Origin of the sequence: Pseudobutyrivibrio sp. ACV-2 (genome assembly GCF_900107545.1) — a bacterium.
Taxonomy (GTDB): Bacteria; Bacillota; Clostridia; order Lachnospirales; family Lachnospiraceae; genus Pseudobutyrivibrio.
The window spans coordinates 1-18,743 of sequence record NZ_FNQZ01000028.1; the positions used below are offsets into that span (position 1 = coordinate 1).

At 35.3% G+C, this 18,743-nt stretch carries 11 protein-coding genes and 2 pseudogenes; 4 read left to right on the forward strand and 9 right to left on the reverse strand.

Annotated elements, in window-relative coordinates; genetic code table 11:
• Positions 1-658 precede the first annotated feature (658 nt).
• Positions 659-1,233 (forward strand): annotated as a pseudogene (locus BLV53_RS17870) (transposase); the annotation flags it as partial.
• Positions 1,234-1,450: 217 nt separating this feature from the next.
• On the opposite strand, the gene BLV53_RS15975 reads toward BLV53_RS17870, so the two are convergent.
• The 4 genes from BLV53_RS15975 to BLV53_RS15990 all read right to left on the reverse strand — a co-directional run bounded on the left by BLV53_RS15975 (position 1,451) and on the right by BLV53_RS15990 (position 6,306).
• Positions 1,451-2,905: a replication initiation protein gene (locus tag BLV53_RS15975; protein ID WP_090302647.1), complete on the reverse strand. Its 1,455-nt coding sequence runs from the start codon at positions 2,903-2,905 to the stop codon at positions 1,451-1,453.
• A gap of 755 nt (positions 2,906-3,660) precedes the next feature.
• Complete coding sequence (locus tag BLV53_RS15980; protein WP_090302648.1) at positions 3,661-4,299, reverse strand: hypothetical protein; 639 nt, start codon at positions 4,297-4,299, stop codon at positions 3,661-3,663.
• Positions 4,299-5,108: a ParA family protein gene (locus BLV53_RS15985; RefSeq protein WP_090302649.1), complete on the reverse strand. Its 810-nt coding sequence runs from the start codon at positions 5,106-5,108 to the stop codon at positions 4,299-4,301. The genes BLV53_RS15980 and BLV53_RS15985 overlap by 1 nt, the downstream gene beginning before the upstream one ends.
• Before the next feature lie 745 nt (positions 5,109-5,853).
• Positions 5,854-6,306, reverse strand: coding sequence for a hypothetical protein (locus BLV53_RS15990; protein ID WP_090302650.1), 453 nt, complete (start codon positions 6,304-6,306; stop codon positions 5,854-5,856).
• A gap of 459 nt (positions 6,307-6,765) precedes the next feature.
• Between BLV53_RS15990 and BLV53_RS15995 the strand changes: the two genes are divergently transcribed.
• The gene (locus BLV53_RS15995) at positions 6,766-7,179 is read left to right on the forward strand and encodes an EamA family transporter (RefSeq protein WP_090302651.1); all 414 of its coding nucleotides are present in this window, start codon (positions 6,766-6,768) and stop codon (positions 7,177-7,179) included.
• A 95-nt stretch (positions 7,180-7,274) separates the two neighbouring features.
• On the opposite strand, the gene BLV53_RS16000 is transcribed toward BLV53_RS15995, so the two are convergent.
• Both BLV53_RS16000 and BLV53_RS16005 read right to left on the reverse strand, forming a co-directional pair.
• Entirely contained in the window at positions 7,275-7,925 is a 651-nt protein-coding gene (locus BLV53_RS16000) for a potassium channel family protein (RefSeq protein ID WP_242879132.1), read from the reverse strand.
• Positions 7,926-7,935: 10 nt separating this feature from the next.
• Positions 7,936-9,300: a TrkH family potassium uptake protein gene (locus BLV53_RS16005; protein WP_090302653.1), complete on the reverse strand. Its 1,365-nt coding sequence runs from the start codon at positions 9,298-9,300 to the stop codon at positions 7,936-7,938.
• Between the two features lie 231 nt (positions 9,301-9,531).
• Here BLV53_RS16005 and BLV53_RS16010 point away from each other — a divergent pair, with 231 nt between their 5' ends.
• Positions 9,532-13,011 (forward strand): carbohydrate binding domain-containing protein, encoded by a 3,480-nt coding sequence (locus BLV53_RS16010; RefSeq protein WP_090302654.1) that lies wholly within the window; start codon positions 9,532-9,534, stop codon positions 13,009-13,011.
• A 63-nt stretch (positions 13,012-13,074) separates the two neighbouring features.
• On the opposite strand, the gene BLV53_RS16015 is transcribed toward BLV53_RS16010, so the two are convergent.
• Positions 13,075-13,758: a TIGR00266 family protein gene (locus tag BLV53_RS16015; protein ID WP_090302655.1), complete on the reverse strand. Its 684-nt coding sequence runs from the start codon at positions 13,756-13,758 to the stop codon at positions 13,075-13,077.
• 79 nt (positions 13,759-13,837) lie between these two features.
• Positions 13,838-15,343, reverse strand: a complete 1,506-nt coding sequence (locus tag BLV53_RS16020; RefSeq protein ID WP_090302656.1) for a flotillin family protein — start codon at positions 15,341-15,343, stop codon at positions 13,838-13,840.
• Between the two features lie 640 nt (positions 15,344-15,983).
• Between BLV53_RS16020 and BLV53_RS16030 the strand changes: the two genes are divergently transcribed.
• Positions 15,984-17,933: a glycoside hydrolase family 127 protein gene (locus BLV53_RS16030; protein WP_207646247.1), complete on the forward strand. Its 1,950-nt coding sequence runs from the start codon at positions 15,984-15,986 to the stop codon at positions 17,931-17,933.
• A gap of 346 nt (positions 17,934-18,279) precedes the next feature.
• Here the strand turns inward: BLV53_RS16030 and BLV53_RS17875 are convergent.
• Positions 18,280-18,743: pseudogene (locus BLV53_RS17875) on the reverse strand (ISNCY family transposase); the annotation flags it as partial.

Here is an 18,743-nt window from a genome sequence, read left to right on the forward strand (position 1 = left end):
CAGCACAAAACTGACTTGTTTACTGTAAATGTAAGAATCAAAGATTCTTACTAGAATATGAATTCAAGAATTCATATTCGCTTAATAAAGGTTTCGTTTCTTTAAGAAACTTAAATGAATTTCAAGGATACATGTTAACTATAAATAACTTGTATTAATTCAAGGTTTGTTTCACTGTTCAGTTATCAATCTTCGTTTATTTGTTTTGCGCTGTGTGACTTGCTGTCCCTCAGTGCTCGATTATAATATCATCCAACCACACACATGTAAAGTGTTTTTTTGTCATTTTATCAAAGTAAATCTATTCTCCATTTTAAGCTCAATTGTGTGAATTGTATAAACTGTATGAACAACTATTTTCTTGCACGTAAATTTTAATTCAGGAATATATATTGTAACATTCATTCCCTATCAAATTGAGATATCGCTGCGTACAATCAAGAACTATACTAGAAATCTACTAATTATTACTAAATAATTTCTATCCATAATGCTACTCATAAAAATTGACATAGTTCTTTTCTTTAAATCATCAAGTATTTAGTTACAAAAGCTGTTGGCGTTTTTACCGTTACGAGCTGGGAATAAAATCTGTTTCTTTTGCTGCAATGAAACCAAAAGTCCTACTATATTTGTATTCTCATAAAAAAGGGGCTGTTATGGACACTATCCAAAATATCCTGTAGCTGATGCAGGCTATGGAACTTACAATAACTACAATTACTGCGAAGAGCATGGTATGGAAAAATATATGAAATTCACCATGTTTGAAAAGTAAACAAAAGATAAAAACTACCAGAAAAATCCCTATAGAGCAGTAAATTTTGATAAAGATAGTGACGGAAATTTGATATGTCCTGCAGGTCGAAAATTACAATTCAAATATGAACAACATGTAAGGGCAATCAGTATGGAAGAACTGAAGAAGTCTATGAATGTGAAAGTTGCGAAGGGGGGAGAACATAAGGAAAATGCTGCCCGAAAACAAAAAATGACAGAACCATTCGACTTAATAGAGAACTAACAAAAGCCCTTTAAGAAGTCTTGGATAATTTTTGCTCCATTCAAGGAGCATTACTTTGTATGAATCGCAGCATTCAGGCAGAAGGAACTTTTGGTGTTATGAAGTGGGATAAATCCTACAAAAGAGCTTTTAGAAAAGGCTTAGAAAGTGTAATTTTAGAGTTCACACTGATTTCTTGTGGTTTTAACCTTTATAAATATCACAACTGAAAACAACGAGTTGGACTAGCAGCATAGATTTTATTTCATTAAACTTTATGAATCAGTCCATAAAATTAATGGCTATAGTTAGTGACTTTTTTTATGAACAATAAAGTATTTATAGTGAAAACTTTAAATAAAAAGGATTCAGTGCCCACCCGTTAGGATGGTGGCTGAATCTTTACCTTTTAGAACTGTTTTTAACATCCCCTTGGAACTCAACAATTTAATGACCAATTAGTTTTTTCTCTAATTCATCCATATCATAATCTCTTTGCTGGAAATTGTTGAAGTTATTATTACTTTTCTTTGTTTTTTCCTTTTTTGTAGATTTCGGATTTGTATCCCCCTGTATTAAACTGCAAATATAAGCTGTCTTGTCTTCGACAGAATCTAAATCATCATTTTCTATTCTACTTTTAAATACAGGTAAAACAGTCATCAGAGCCATAACATCCTTGTTATTTCTATTCATGCAATTGGCAATACTATTTATTTCGCTGTTGCTAAACTGTACACCTGACATTGCAAGTATAGTTGAGACTTGTTCCAGCAATACCTTCTCTACGCTTTTATCTTCAATTTCGAATATTTCCGTTGCAGTAGTATCAATAAATTTCTTTTCATTTATCTGGAATCTATATCCTAGTACTTTTTTTCCTTCCCTAACTGGCTCGTATTCAAAATTGAAATCACATTCATTGATACTGTTAATGCTGTTATAAGCCGGTTTTAAAACTCTATTCTCAATCATGCTATAAACATAACTCTGTGGAATTGAGAATTGATGTCGGAACTCTTCTAGAGATATTTCAAACATTCCTGGTGTTGCAGTTGGATATTCCTTATATCTTTTTTTGCTCTCTAGGAACCAATATAAAGCGATTGTATATTTACCTTGTAGCTGAGTCGTTACTTCAAGTGAGCCAAATGCTCCATGTACAATACCAGAACACAATGCCAAGTCTTTAAAGAAATCTGAAGGCTTAAATTCTATATAAGCAGCTCCATTATTTCTGTCCTTCTTATGATATCTTAAAATATCGAACCACGGTACTACAATATCGTCCGCTCCATTTGGTCCGAGATTTTCAAATACCAGATGCCTATTCATCAGTTTTTCTGTTCCGCTTTTGAAAGTATCATATAAGGTGTTTTCTGATTTGTATTTAGAAAACTTAACGAATGCTCCTGGTTCAATTCTATATGTTTTATTATCAGGAAACGAACTGATTGTTCCTAAAATAGCATCGAAAACTACATTTTCTTCGGCTGAAAATTCCATTTTACAGTGCATAATTAAAGCATCAGTTCTATAGGCAATACCAATACCACCCTTTTTTAAAGGATGCTTGTTATCCTGAAGTGCCAATAATTTAAGTAATGTCTCATGAGAATTGTCATTGAACGTAGCTACTAAGCTATCAACAGAAATTGCATCCTTGATGAATTCTTTAACTTTTTCTTCGTCTTCATTAACTACAGCAAGTCCACTTTCATCAACTATGTCTGGTCTTTCAAAATCCCTGTCGTATATATTTCCCTTATTTGTATGTGTAAGTTGGTGCTCACTTTGACCTAATCCAGTACCAAGTGGATACTCATCATCATCCAAAAACTGTTGTGTGTTAGGGTCGTAATCCCTATACCTGCCGTTTTCATCTTGTCTTTTGATAGACATAACATTTTCTCCCAAAGTTATTATGTGATTGATTGTACCTTAATTTTATCTTTTAGACAACATGAAGATTATTTGTTATTATTCTACTCGGATATCTGTTATGCTTTCAGGGGCTTAAACGTTAATATTGCAGGAAAAATCCTTGATTTATCAGGCTTTTTCAGTTCTCGGGAAAATGTTATTTTTATTCGGGAATTTGTTATTTACGACATTTTTTCTTTTTGTTATTTTACTCGGTATTTTGTTATTTAAATTCGATTAATTTTTGCCCTTTAACTTTTAAAAACCGCATAAAATCAAGCATTTTTGCTCTCTTCTATTTACTCTCAATCACTCTCGGCAATTTGTTATTCAAACCTCGTTGTTTTGCCATCCGTAACATTCATCCATTTTGTTATTTTACTCGGGAATTTGTTATCCAAAGTGTAAAATTACTGTAAAATAGGTGCTTGTTATCATTATATTACTGATTATTTATCATTTTGGATAACATTTCATAGATTTGTTATATTCACTCGGGAATCTGTTATCAATTACTCGGGAATTTGTTATGCTCACTCTTCTATTTGTTAGCATTCTATCGGATATTTGTTAGATTTACTCGGCAGTTTGTTATGTAAAAGTTACTGAAAACATTGAATTTACTGGATTTTTTTCATTTTGCTATACTACTATACATACTATATATTATTTATACTTATCTATCTCGCAGATAGATGGACAAAAAAGACCTAGCGAAGACTAGGCCGTGTTTATTAATTCCATCCTGGTGTATTAAGACGTTCTTTTCTGACTAGATAAGCTACATAAGCTCCAGGTGTTCTAAATCCATGCATTGCTGCTTGTGTAAGCATTGTTTCTTTATCTTCTGGAGTGACTGGTGTTGTTGCGTTTATTAGGTTTGATGGTTTTGTATCTTTCACAAGCGTATGTAACTCATCATTACGATCATATTCTTCGTTTATATTGTTATTAATTAAATACTGGAGATACTCCCATTTAGCCATTTTCTTAATTACACAAAATGAATTGAAAAACTCTCTATCTGTAGAATCAAGAAACTTGGCTGTGAACGGTGTTGTGCCTTCATTTTTGCTTTTTTTTAAGTTTGCATTTGCGTCAACAACTTCTATTTTGGTTGACTTTACGGAGGCGGTTGTTTTTTTATCTTTTTTTTCGTCTATGGGGTTCACAGAATCTTTAGTTTTATTCTTAGGTTTTTCTATCTTGGTCGTAGCAGGAGTAGGTGCTTTTTCAATTGTTACAGGTTCATTTTTAACCTCATCTTTTTTTGTTTCAGCGATAGGATTACTTGTTGGCTCTCCAATATTGATTTTTTTTGGAGTAAAAGGCATTTCGTTTGATGCTTTTTTTAATTTATCTAATCCAGCCATTAGTTTTCTCCTTTCAAGATGTTGTCTGCTATTTCATAATAAACTCGTGATACTGTCTGACTCTTATGTTTCATAGTGTTTGGCATTTTATATGTTTGAGCCTCTTTTACAGCCATTGATTGAGGTATGTTGTATATAGGAATGTCATGGTTTACATTTTGTTTTTCTTTATATTCTGCTATCTTTTCTTCTAAATCTTCTAAAGCAAATTCCTTTAAAGATTTACCGATTGTGGCTGAAAGTAGGATTCCCTTGATATCACCGTGAACAAGCTTATCTGTTGAGTTTTGTAGTTTCATGATAGCATCAATAGCTCGTTTTGCTTCGTTTCTGTCAATATCTGAAATCATTGTTGTAATGTAGAATTCATCAGCAGCTATAAGTGCCATTTTTTTGATGATATCATTTTGAGGACCATGATCTATGAAGACGTAGTCATAATCATAGTCATTTTCAATCTGTTTCATGAGATTTTTAAGTAAATATTTGTCTTCATCTTCGTCTAAGAAGAAGTTTGGAGCCTTCTCGTATCTTTCATCACCACATATAACGTCAATAGCGCCCATTTCTACGATACAATCCGATATTGATGCATTTCCCGTTAAAAGTTCTAAAGATGTTCCAATACCATACTCTTTTCGTTGTTGAGGGTCCATTCTTAAGCCCAAGTATTGCGATAAACCTAATGTTTGATCAACGTCTATGCATAGAACTTTTTTATTATATGTAGCAAGTGCTCCAGCAAGTTCCACTGTATTTGTAGTTTTTGCAGAACCACCTTTTGTAGTTGTGATACAAATTGTTTTCATTATTTTCTCCTTTTTAATTAGTCTATTAGTTTTGAGTATAGTAATTAGAAAAAATCATTATAACTGTAATAATCAAAACCACAGAAATAATGATACTGCATAAAATAACCGTAATATGTTCAAAAACAATAGTGTGAAAAATAATCGCAAAATGTAGAAACTAAATTAAAAACGCTAAAAATATAATAACATTAAAACTATCAAAACGCAAAATATATTCAATAAGTATAAAAGGGATTATATGCATAATAATAATAAGATAGAGAATATTCATAGTAATCATATTACACGGAATATAAATATTATATATTAAAAACATTATATGTATAATAAGCTTAATATGCAGTAAAACGAGAGTATAAATATAACGATTAATAATATTAATATTAAATATTGGTGTAAAAATCATATTATAATTAAAAACATTATTAATCATAAAAATAATAAATATATTAAAACAATTATTTTCACCAAATTAAATATTTTAATTAAAAATCATTGAATTTCATTATATACACGGATGAAATTTATCATTGAATACTTTGTAGATGGAGGGTAAAACATAAGTTAATGTCGTTAAATATGAAGCTTATAGAGCGTAATTATAGATATAGTTGATATAGATGATAAATATAATATCAAAATTTTTGCGAAAGAATTACCTTTATAAGAAAAGGAGCCGCAGATTATAAGTCTGCGGCCTTTTTTGAAGGAGTAAATAAAATGTTAAATTAATGAAATTGTCTTAACCAACTATTACAGAAAGGTCAATGGTACCACTAGCTTTTTCTTCGACTTCTACGTATACCATATAGTTACCAGGCTGAATTTCAGAATATTCTGTAGTGCCATTGCCACTAAAAACATAATCTATAGTGGCATTTCCATCTAATGTAGGAGTATCATCTATATCATCTCCGCCAGAAATAACTTTTACATGAACTTTACCTTCTAACAGGCCGGTATCTACAACAAGATGTTCACCATCTTCGATTGTTATTCCTGATCCACCAGCTGTGCCTTTACCGGTGTTATCGAAGTTCGCTGTAACAACTTTACCTTCATTGTCTACATCTATAAATGTTTTAGGTTCGGAAGATGCCGATTTGCTACCACAACCCACGCAAATAAATGTTGCAAATAATGCAAATGTGCAAGTAATAAAAAATTTTCTTAGACTTAGATTTAAATTATTCATAATTGATCCCCATCAAAAAGATTTATTATTTAATACTCGTGTATAGTATCAAATAAAATATCACAATAGTGTCACAGTAAAGATTGAAGAATTTTTATTAATTATGAAAAACATTGCAGATTCTTATTAAATAAAGTAGGAAGAAGGATTATTATATTGGATGGTTAATCCGAGGAGGCTACTCGTTGAGGAGATATATAAATTAAAAATTGAAATAATCGATTGTAAGATCTCGGTTATATAAGTTTCATCTGATATCACAATTTGGTGTATGAATAATTATTACATGGAGTCTATTAGTGTTTCTGTTTTCTATAAGATTGGTAATCTTGAAGGCCCCGAAAGGGGCAATCTCTTTGGACTAATCAAAACATGAGTAGTGGTTGGACGGTTTCAATTTTTGCCACAAATAGTTATAATTATGTAAATAAAGGAAGCATTCTATGCAGGAGGTGCGATATGTGGTTTGTATTTGCCTTGTTATCAGCTATCTTTGCAGCCTTAACTTCAATCTTAGCTAAGATTGGTATAGAAGGCGTAAATTCAAATCTTGCAACTGCTATACGTACTGTAGTTGTAGTTGGTATGGCTTGGATTATGGTTTTTATCACGAATACCCAAAGTGGCATGGTTGACATCAGCAAAAAGAGCTGGATTTTTCTAATACTATCAGGTTTAGCCACAGGCGCATCATGGTTATGCTACTACAAGGCATTGCAGATTGGCGACGCATCTAAAGTTGTTCCAATAGATAAGCTAAGTGTAGTAATTACTTTAGTTCTAGCATTTGTATTTTTGCATGAGGAATTTACTATAAAATCACTTGCAGGATGCGTATTGATTGGTGCTGGAACATTATTATTAGTAATATGATTTTATAATATAGAAAAATAGTACCAAAAAGCCCCAAAATACTTTAAAAGTGTTTTGGGGCTTTTTGGTGGTTTATCCATATAATGTAGAAAATATTATTTATTAATACGATTTAATTGGTCTCGCTCAAGGACGATAAGTAATTCGTTGTCTGCAGCTAGTGGTTCTACAGGGTCTAAGATTTTCCAATGGCCGGTGCTGTGGTTTTTATATGCGATGACATTTATTTTGTAATTTTTACGGAGATTTAATTCTACCATATTTTTGCCTACCCATTTTGGAAGAGGCAGCATTTCAACCATGCAAAGATTTTCATCTACCTCAAAATAGTCGAGGAAAGTGTCGGAAGCAAGTATTCTGGCTGATTGTTCTCCGCCGTACTCTTCGGGAACAATTACCTTATCAGCGCCAATTTTTTTAAGAATCGAGGTCATTCTGTCAGATGAACTTTTGGCTACAATAAGTGGAACTTTTAATTCTTTTGCAACGGCAACTGACATAATACTGGCTGATAAATTTCCTGCCATGGCAACAGCAACGATATCTACGTTCTTTAGACCTAGCATTTCAACTTCATCTTCGTTAGTAAGATCGGCACATACTGCGGCAGTGCAGTAACCTTCAATATCTTTTAATTTATCATGATCATTGTCAACTACGAGCACGTCTGCTCCCATTTCATACATGCTTTTGGCAAGGCTTATGCCGTATTTACCTAAGCCTAAAACGGCGATTGTCTTTTTCATTTTTATCTCCTTATCCTACGAAAAAGTTACCTTCGGTGTATCTACATTTATTTTTATGATGTCCACGTCCTGCAAAGAAAATTGCTAAGGAAATCGGACCAATTCTGCCTAAATACATAGCTATTATGATGATGATTTTACCTATATTATTAAGGTTAGAGGTTAGGCCCCTGGACAGACCTACTGTTGCTGATGCACTTATGACTTCGTAAAGGCCATCCTGAATGCTGACTGGATTTGTAACAATAAGCGCCAGGGTCAGGATGATAATGGCAAAAGCAGCCACAGAAACGATAACAGTGGCTTTACGCATGTTTTCTTCGGTTATGCGACGATTGAAAATGATACTTTGATCATCATCATGAATATAAGAAATAACATTTAACAAAGCTAGGAATATAGTCACAGTTTTGACGCCTCCTGCAGTACCTATGGGTGAACCGCCTATAAACATAAGCATATACGACATTACGCATGAAAAATCGGTCATGTTTTCCTGTGGAAATGAGCAAAAGCCTGCTGTCCTAAGAGTTACAGATTCAAAAAGGCTGTTTGTAATTTTATCAAAAAGGCTGAAATTACCAATTGTTCCAGGATTATTGAATTCAGCTATAAAGAAAAATATCGCCCCAGAAACAATTAATGCAGCTGTAACTGTTACAACAAGTTTAGTGTGTTCAGTAAATCTTTTAAAAATCTGAACAGGAGTAAATCTCCTTTTTATACCAGCTTTTATTTTCTCAGACATATCAAACCAAACAACATAGCCTAGCCCTCCCATAATTATCAAAATCATGGTAGTGAACATCACTAAAGGATTTGATTTGTAATTAATCAGGCTATTGTTACCGAGGATATCTATGCCGGCATTACAAAAAGCGGAAATGGAATGGAAAACAGAAAACCATATTCCCTTTATTAAACCAAACTCTGGGATAAATGCGACTGAATAAAGGAGTGCTCCGCAAAATTCTACCTTCAAAACATCTTTTGAAATTCTAATCAAAATCCTAAGAATACCAACATCAGTATTCAAGTTTAAAGAATCTTGCAACATTTTTCGATCACCCAGTGAAAACTTCTTCTGGGTGATAAGCATTATCATGGAAATAAATGTAATGATTCCTAGTCCACCTATTTGGATAAGGCACATAATTATAAATTGTCCAAACAGGCTGAAATAGCTGAAGGTGTCAACAACCACAAGGCCTGTAACACAGGTGGAGGTGGCAGATGTAAACATAGCAACAAGGGGATTAGTCCATTTACCAGATGCGGAAGAGACAGGAAGCATTAAGATAAGTCCGCCCAGTATTATTGCAATAAGAAAGCTTAATGGAATCAATTGAACAGATGATATTTGTTTCTTTTTCATAAAATCTCCAAGTGGCATATATATCAAGCCTGTTTACGGCTTGTGGCACCACTATCCAAAGATAATAGTACAAGAAGATAGCAATGTAAATGTATAAAGTGCCGGTAAATCTTTTGTTATGAGGGTTTTACTTTATGGATTTGATAAAAAATACGTATAAACGATATAAACATTAATTTATTTTTCCTATCATGGCATCAGGATTTCATTATATGAAAGGAGAAATAATGTATGAAAAAGGGAAAAAAGGTCAATTTTCTGGCGCTTGGTGTAGCTACAACAATGGCTTTAACTAGCGCACCTCTGAGCATTCCAGCCCAGGCATCAGAATCTGTAAAAGACAAATATTCTGATGAAGGATATAGTCTGGTTTGGAATGATGAGTTTGACGGAGAATCACTCAACACATTGGATTGGAATGTGGAGAGGCACGAACCGGGATGGGTTAATTCAGAGCTACAACGTTACACTGGTCTCGACGAAGGTAACATTGAGGTAAAAAATGGCAAATTGTACATCAAGCCAAAGGTAGTTGAGTCAGAGGAAGAGGAGCAAAAGGAAGAAGTCGAAGAGAAAATCACTAAGGTTGATTTTGATTTTTCAGTGGGAGATGATAAAGATTCTTCTGACACAATAGCTCTCCAGGTTAATTTTGGAAAGATTGAAGATAGTGAAGCAGGTACCGCTGCAGCGACTGTTAAGCTTTCTAATATTTCCTTGGTGGATGAGGAAACAGGAGACGAACTTTTAAAGAACACTAGCTTTGCAGATGGTGACAATTGGTCATATGGTGCCACTTCACCAGCGGAGGGTACATGCGAGTATACTGACGGAAGTGCGATTTTACAAATCGACAAGTCTGGTGAAGAAAATTGGCACATTCAGCTTCAACAGAACGGAATTAAACTGGAAAGCGGACATAGCTACAAGTTTGCTATGGATGCTACTTCATCTGTCGACAGAATGGTGGAGGTAAGTCTGTTAGATCCTGAAAATGGCTATTCATGGTACGGAGGAAGCAAGGCAACTATCGAAAAGTCAGAAGCCTTATCTAAGGGTATCTCATCAAAATCCAGAGAAATAACATCTGGAAGAATAACTACTCAGGGACTTCATGATTTTACATATGGTCGATTTGAAGCTAGGGCTAAGGTGCCTGAAGGAAAGGGCTATCTTCCGGCTTTTTGGCTAATGGCATCTGATGAAGGTTTATATGGTCAATGGCCTAAATGTGGTGAAATGGACATAATGGAAGTTATGGGGCAGGATACATCAAAGTCTTACCACACTATTCATTATGGATATAGTGCAGGTTCTGGCCATAAGGAAAATCAGGGAACAAAAGTTATCGCTGATAAGGGCTATTCTGATGAATATCATTTGTTCCGAGTAGATTGGGAGCCTAGCAATATTACCTGGTATGTAGATGATGAAAAAGTTTACAGTACAAGAGATTGGTATACAGGTCAGGACGAGGCCAGTCAGCTTACATATCCAGCACCTTTTGATCAAAACTTCTATATTATATTGAATCTGGCTGTTGGTGGTAGTTGGGTAGGATATCCAGATGACACTGTTTACGAGCATATGAATGATGACAGTTATGCAGTAGATTATGTAAGAGTATATCAGAAGGAAGCCTCAGAATATGAAAAAGCTGAAAAGAAGGCAAAACGTCCAGAGGCTGCACCTGTTACATATAGAGAACCTGACAAAGATGGCAATTATGTGATTAATGGTGATTTCAGTGAGGACATTGCAATTGACGGAGCTGAGGATGCATCGATTGATAACTGGGTGCTACATTTAGAAAGTGATGCAAAAGATACAACCTACAAAGTAGATAATAACAAGATAAAGATTAAGCCAGCTGCTGAGGGTAGCCAGAATCATAGTGTTCAGCTAAAGCAGGCAGGTATTCCAATGTATAAAGGTTGGGAGTACGAGCTTACATTTGATGCAGTGGCTTCTGAAGATAGAGATATTATTATCGATGTCGAGGGGCCTGATAGAGGTTGGATACGCTATTTTGCAGATACAAAGGTTAATGTAGGAAAAAAGAAGCAAAGTTATACCTACAACTTCACAATGAATGAAAAGACAGATCCAAATTCAGCATTAGAATTTAACCTAGGAAAGCAAAAGTCTACAGCTGCAGTGACTATTTCTAATGTAAAGCTGACACATAAATCAGGAGAAGAAATAAAAGATGCCAACGAAAAAACAATTCGACCTGATGGAAATTATATTTATAATGGTGGATTCGACCAAGGCGAAGGAAGATTAGGCTATTGGAATGTAAGCGATAGTGATGCAGTTTCTGTAACTAATAAGAGTAATTCAAGAGTATTGAAGGTGGTTGCCCCAAAAGGTACTTCAAAGTCAAACCCTGTTACGGTTGAGCAAAAGGAACTAGAGCCTCTGGTGGCAGGAAAATATGAGTTTAGTTTTGATGGCTATGCAGATAACAAGGATGGACTAACTATAAATGTTGCTGGAGAAACTATTAAGCCTGAGCTAAAAGAAAAGAATTCAAAGTATGCATATAAATTTGATGTAAAAAAGAATCTTTCAAGAAAAGATTCAAATATAGAATTCGTATTTACGAAGCCGGGCGAGTACTTTATTGATAATGCTTTCCTTACAGAGGCAGCCCTTATCAAAAACGGTTCATTTAATGCAGGCCTTTCAGGATTTTCACCATATATTCATGATTCCGTAAATGCGAATTATGTAATTGATAACATGAATGGTAATGACAATGCCTTTGCTATTACAATCGATGATACTGTAGCTACTGATGCTGGTAATGAATGGTATGTTCAATTGAATCAGGATGGCGTAAAGCTTGAAAAAGGCAAGAAATATCGTGTTTCATTCAAAGCAAAATCTTCAATTGAAAGATTAATCAAATATTCTCTTCAGGAATTTGAAGGAAACTGGACAAACTATAGTGGTACAGGTTCGGTTGAGATTGGAAAAGAATGGAAGAGCTTTACACATGATTTTGTGATGGGGAATGAAACAGATGCTAATACAAGATTTAACATCACTATGGGATCTGTGGATGGTGAGCGCATTCAAAAGAAACATGATGTATTTATTGATGATATTGATTTAGTAGAGCTTACAGATGAGGTTCAGCCGGTTGAACCAAGTAGGGAGGCTACAAAAGAGGGAGACAATAATTCAGAGAATACAAATCATGAGGAATCTAAAGAAGAAAACGCAAAACCTGCTTCATCTAAGCCAACAGTAGCTGAAATGCAACAAACTAATAGCAGCTCTGGAAACGCAAGCAACACAGAAAGCAGTAGCGGTAGCACTACGAATAGTAATTTTTCAACTTCATTGAGCAATTCAGTAGACAATAACACAAATACTGCGGAACAGTCATTACAGCAAAAGTCGGAAGCAATTACTGTAGCGGGCAATAATGTACCAAGAACAAATATAGCTAAAAGCTCTAATGACAAATTTGCAAATAATACAACAGATAAAAAAGTAAACGTAACAACTGAAGAAACTACTACAATAATAGAAGATACCGAAACTCCAGCTTCAGTAGAAGTAGAAACTGAAGAGATTGCAGAAGATAGGCAGGAAAATGATGATAAAGATAGTTCTGTTGATGAGCATACAGGATTCTTTGGAGCAATTGTAAAATTCTTTAAGAGTATAATCGAATTCTTTAGAGGATTGTTTAATTAGTGTTTGATAAAAAACGGGAACGATGAAATATCGCTCCCGTTTTTTCAAGTTCATGGACTGTATTTAATTGGATGCTGATGGATGAGGCATGTAATCATACAGCTTAAGTGCAGTAGATGAAATAGGCATACTCTGCAATACGACCTTACCAGGGCCTGAGACTACAGTATTAAATAAACCTTCTCCACCGAAGAGCACATTTTTAACGCCTTTAATTGTGCGTATTTCCAGGCTACATTTTTCTGACATTGCAGCAAGATTGCCAGAGTCTACAATTTTTACTTCCCCTGCAGCCAGTTCATAATCATGAGCCGAACCGTCTATTTCCAGGAAAACTATACCGTTTCCGGTGAATTTTCTCATCAGGAAGCCTTCTCCTCCAAAAAGACCGCCGCTAAGCTTTTTCTGAATAAACACTTCAGATTTAACATCGCCTACAGTTGCAAGATATGAGCCTTTTTGTACAATCAGGCCGTTTCCTGGAGTAATTTCTATTGCTCTAATAGATCCTGGAAATTTAGAAGCAAAAGCGATTTCCCCTGCCCGGTTAGCAATATATGTGTTTAAAAACATATTTTCACCAGTCAACAATCTGCCAAACATTTTGCCTAGACCGCCTGCTTCTGTTTGCATTTCTATGCCTTCATCCATCCAGGACATGGCACCAGCTTCACATTGAATTACATCTCCCTGACTTAGCTGACACTTAAGTACAGGTAGGCTTTCTCCTTTTATTTCGTATTGCATTTTACCCTCCAATCTGAGCCATAATAATGACACGTGTTTATATTATTAGAATATAATGATATATCTTTTTAGACAACCGTTAAGATTCTGTTTTCACGCTAACATCTGCGCCAGAGATGTTTACATTCTTATTAACCTTGGCGTCATATGTGTTTGCTCGCATGATTTCGGTGAAATCTACACCAGTTGCTTCGCTCATTGTGTCAAATACCTGTTTCATAACTATTGGCATATTTGCAGATATTCTTGCTGCACCGCCTTCATTGCCTTCACCGGTTTCATAGATATTTATCTTGTCGATCTGAGAAAGTGGCTTAGCAATTTCAGCTGCGATTTCAGGCATAACCTTGATCATCATTTCAGCCATAGCAGCGCCATTGTATTTGCGGTATGCTTCTGCTTTCTTTTCCATGGCTTCTGCCTCTGCAAGACCTTTTGCCTTGATAGCTTCGGCTTCAGCCTTACCTTTTGCGGCTATACCAGCAGCCTCTGCATCGTACTTTGCTTTGATACCAGCAGCTTCCTGTTCTGCAGCATATTTCTGAGCTTCAGCCTGGGCTTTTTTAGCATCTGCTTCACGTTCCTGCTCATATTTAGCAGCTTCAGCCTTCTTCTGTCTTTGTACTAGTTCGGCTTCAGCTCTTTTTTCTGCCTGATATTTTTCAGCATCAGCTTGTTTTTCAATTTGAGCGGCAAGTTCTTGCTGTTTTACAAGAACTTCTTTTTGCTTCAGTTCTGCCTCACGTTCTGCTTTTGCAATTTGTGCATTTACAGTAGCAGTTTCGATTGATTTCTGCTGCTCCTGTTGCTGGATAGAGTAAGCAGCATCAGCGATAGCATCTGCTGTATCGGCTTGTTTCTTTAATTCAGCCTGCTTGATTGCGAGAGCATTGTTCTTTTCGGCAATCTCAGTTTGTGCTGTGACTCTTGCGTCGTTTGCAGCCTTGTCGGCTTCAGCCTGAGCAATTGCAACGTCTCTATCAGCCTGAGCCTTTGCGATAGCAGCATCTTTTTTGATTTTTGCGGTATTATCCATACCGAGATCGTTAATCAGGCCGTTTTCATCGGTTACATTCTGGATGTTGCAGGAAAGAATTTCGATACCCAGTTTGCTCATATCTCTAGAGGCTTTTTCCATTACCTGATCTGAAAAGCTATCTCTGTCGGTGTTAATCACTTTAAGAGAAAGTGTACCGATAATCTCACGCATATTACCCTGTAGTGAATCCTGTAAATCCTGTGTAATCTGTTCAGGATTTTTATTAAGGAAGTTTTTAGCAGCAAGCTGAATTGCTTGTGCATCTGTGCCAATTCTTACTTTTGCAACGGCATCTACATTAACATTGATGAAATCGTTGGTAGGAACGGATTGCTCAGTCTTAATATCAACGGTCATTTGACCTAGATAGAGCTTATCGACACGCTCGAAGAATGGTATTTTGATGCCTGCACGGCCAACCAGTATTTTAGGATTTTTTCTTAGACCAGAAATAATAAAAGCTCGATCTGGTGGGGCTTTCACATAGCCTGCCATTATAATTAGTAAAACTACAATAATAAGTGCAATGATTGGTATAAGTTCCATACATTTCCTCTCTTTCTGCGACATTGTCGCCATAGCTATCTTTGATAACTACATTCTAATATCGTAATTTTAATTTAAACATAACTTATATGGAAAGTTAAGACCTCATTTTTTATATATTATGGCAAAATACAGCAAATACAATATATGGATAATTGGAATGGAATTGAAGCGTCTTGTATACATAGTATCCAACGATATTTTAGGATACCCGCTTTTTGCAATATGAAAATTATGACCTTGGTAAGATAGAAATAATTCCCCTTCTGTGACAATTATTAACTCGTAATCTATGAGCGGAGCGTGGTTATGCTTCCATTCAGGAAAAAGAGCTTTAAATTTTCCTGTCATGTTATATTTAAAAATCTGATTTAATGGAAAAATAATATTCTGTAACATACCCTATCACCAATCTATCGTTATGATACAATATCTAACTAAATGACATATGCAATATTTCTATAATTTAGTATTATGCATCAACAACTGCATTATATCGGATTTACTAGCTACTCGCATAGGAAATCTGTAAAATATAACATCTGCTAAAATGACACATTTGATATCATTTTGATATTTAATAAAGTTAATACAGATGATATTTTGATATCAGTAATAACCGATAAAAAAGGGGGATATGATGTCACACACAATTAATATTACATCTGAATTTTGGTCAAGATACAGAAATTTAGTAAGAACGGAAATGATTCCTTTTCAATGGAATGTGTTAAATGACACTGCTGGTATAAAAATTGAAAAAGAAAGATTAAATGATGAGGGGATTCCTAGCGAAAAAAGTCATGCAATTGAAAATTTTAAGGTTGCCGCTGGTAGGACAAAGGGAACTCATTATGGATGGACTTTTCAAGATAGTGATGTGTATAAGTGGCTTGAAGCTGTAGCCTATTCTCTTAGAGAGAAAAGGGATCCTGAACTTGAGAAGAAGGCATTAGAGACTATTGATCTTATCGCAGATGCTCAGGAGAAAGATGGGTATCTTGACACATTTTATTCTATTTTAGGTATAGAGTATAGATATCAGAGCTTGGCTGGTAGCCACGAGTTATATTGCATGGGGCACTTTATTGAAGCAGCTGTAGCATATTATGAAGCAACAGGTAATGAGAAAGTTCTTAAAGTTGCTAAAAAGGCTGCAGATAACATTGATGCTAACTTTGGCGCAGAAGAAGGGAAGATACATGGATATGATGGACATGAAGAAATAGAAATAGGGTTGCTTCGACTTTATCATGTTACTAATGAAGAACGTTATTTAAATTTGGCTAAATATTTTCTTATGGAACGCGGAAAACATCCTGAATTTTTCAAAGAACAGGCCAAGGTATATAAAGGACCTAATGCTCTTGGAGGAATCGAAAAAGCAGCAGCTTCTTATTTTCAAAATCATAAGCCGATACTAGAACAGGATACTGCAGAAGGACATGCCGTTAGAGTTGTATATATGTGTACCGCATTGGCTGATTTAGCTGCTACCACTGGTGATAAGGAAATCTATGAAGCCTGCAAAACTCTTTGGAACAATATCACAACTAAAAGAATGTTTATCACGGGTGGAATTGGTTCAACTGTTCATGGAGAAGCTTTTACATTAGATTATGACTTGCCAAATGATACTATGTACTGTGAAACTTGTGCAGCTATAGGTTTGATATTTTTTGCCAGACAGATGTTGAGGATTGAAGCAAAATCTGAATATGCTGAGATAATGGAACGAGCATTGTACAATTGCGCTTTAGCAGGTATGGCTTTAGACGGAAAGCACTTCTTTTATGTAAATCCTCTGGAGGTAAAGCCAAGCAAATCATTGAAGGATCCTGGCAAAAGCCATGTAAAGCCTGTAAGACCAAGTTGGTTAGGGTGTGCATGTTGTCCACCAAATCTAGCGAGAATGATTACATCGTTAGATGACTACGTATATACGATATCAGAATATACTGTACTGATTAACCAATATATCGCGTCAAAGGCATCACTTGCAGTAAAAGATGGCTCCGTATCAATACAACAAACCACAGATTTTCCATGGGACGACAATGATACAATGGCAGTAACAAACAATTCTACGTCCCCAATTCGTGTAGGAATTCGAATTCCTATGTGGGCTGATAAAGTGACTCTCAAATTAAATGGGGCAGAGACTATGGTTAAACCTGAATTGGGCTATCATTATGTTGAGATTGAACCAGGTAAGTCAGTAGAAATGCAGCTTATGTTTAGCATACCTATTTTGAGAAATTATTGTAATCCTATGGTATCCGAGGACATAGGAAAAGTCGCTATTTCACGAGGACCATTGGTATATTGTCTGGAAGAAGTAGATAATGGTGACAATTTATGTGGGCTAAGCCTTCCTGATGACACTACATTTTCATATAGTTTTAATCCTGATATTTTAAATGGTGTTGGTGTAATCACTGCTTGTGGTAAAAAACTACAACTAAATGAGGCTAATTTATTATATACAAATAAAAAGCCTGAAAAGAAGGATGCAAAGCTTACATTTATACCATATTATGCATGGGCAAATCGAGGCGAAAATGAAATGGAAGTTTGGGTAAGAGAGTAAAATTCTTTTAGAAATTTATAATACACAAAAGGGGCTGTGAAAAAATGAGATAATCATTTTTTCCAGCTCCCTTTTTTGTATTAAAAGAGCGCGAGACGGGACTCGAATATTGGGCGTGTTCGAAAACACTAATAAAAAGGAGGTTTGCAGGACTGTCATTTTTATTTGTACCCAATTTGTACCCCTTTTTATAACTTGTTTTATCTATTAGGTAATTGCGAAACTCGCTGACGCTCGTCCGCAATCTTGATTATAAAATCGGATATTTCGCGCATAGGCGCGGAATTACTTTTGAAAGATAATTTTAGGCGCACTAAATAAGCCTGACTTATGAAGTTGGTAAGTCCTAAGCGATTAAAGGTTTCAGGCTACGGACAAATTCATGGTGGTTAATTTTATCAGCCAAAATGACAGTTACAAGCTGAGTTATTCCAGCAAGTATCAGATCAGCATGAAGAGTTTTTTCGTTTTGAGTTCTGCGTCCAGCAAGTCAAAGGTTTTCTTTGATGTGATTAATGTCTCGCTCAACCGCGGTCCTAATTTTTAAGTTGATTCCCATTCTTGGGTTCCACGAATAGCTCCTGGATAAGCTCTAAGATCTTTTTCGGGATAGATATGAATCATTCGACCGCAAGAAGATGATGTACATGGATTATCACATAGGCATTTGCGATGCGATTTCTTTGTGTTTTTATCATAGACATATTTGATTTTTGGGCATACAAACTTGAATCGAACAAGCCCATTCTTTCTGGTTGATGAACTTTCAAATTTCATTGGAAGACTATCATCATTAGGGCAACAAGGTAT

What these genes read in the sequence shown, in the direction of transcription:
- BLV53_RS16000 (WP_242879132.1), bottom strand. Translation starts at nt 7,925, where the DNA reads ATGAAAAAGACAATCGCCGTTTTAGGCTTAGGTAAATACGGCATAAGC.
- BLV53_RS15990 (WP_090302650.1), bottom strand. Translation starts at nt 6,306, where the DNA reads ATGAATAATTTAAATCTAAGTCTAAGAAAATTTTTTATTACTTGCACA.
- BLV53_RS16020 (WP_090302656.1), bottom strand. Translation starts at nt 15,343, where the DNA reads ATGGAACTTATACCAATCATTGCACTTATTATTGTAGTTTTACTAATT.
- BLV53_RS16015 (WP_090302655.1), bottom strand. Translation starts at nt 13,758, where the DNA reads ATGCAATACGAAATAAAAGGAGAAAGCCTACCTGTACTTAAGTGTCAG.
- BLV53_RS15995 (WP_090302651.1), top strand. Translation starts at nt 6,766, where the DNA reads ATGTGGTTTGTATTTGCCTTGTTATCAGCTATCTTTGCAGCCTTAACT.
- BLV53_RS15975 (WP_090302647.1), bottom strand. Translation starts at nt 2,905, where the DNA reads ATGTCTATCAAAAGACAAGATGAAAACGGCAGGTATAGGGATTACGAC.
- BLV53_RS16030 (WP_207646247.1), top strand. Translation starts at nt 15,984, where the DNA reads ATGTCACACACAATTAATATTACATCTGAATTTTGGTCAAGATACAGA.
- BLV53_RS16005 (WP_090302653.1), bottom strand. Translation starts at nt 9,300, where the DNA reads ATGAAAAAGAAACAAATATCATCTGTTCAATTGATTCCATTAAGCTTT.
- BLV53_RS15980 (WP_090302648.1), bottom strand. Translation starts at nt 4,299, where the DNA reads ATGGCTGGATTAGATAAATTAAAAAAAGCATCAAACGAAATGCCTTTT.
- BLV53_RS15985 (WP_090302649.1), bottom strand. Translation starts at nt 5,108, where the DNA reads ATGAAAACAATTTGTATCACAACTACAAAAGGTGGTTCTGCAAAAACT.
- BLV53_RS16010 (WP_090302654.1), top strand. Translation starts at nt 9,532, where the DNA reads ATGAAAAAGGGAAAAAAGGTCAATTTTCTGGCGCTTGGTGTAGCTACA.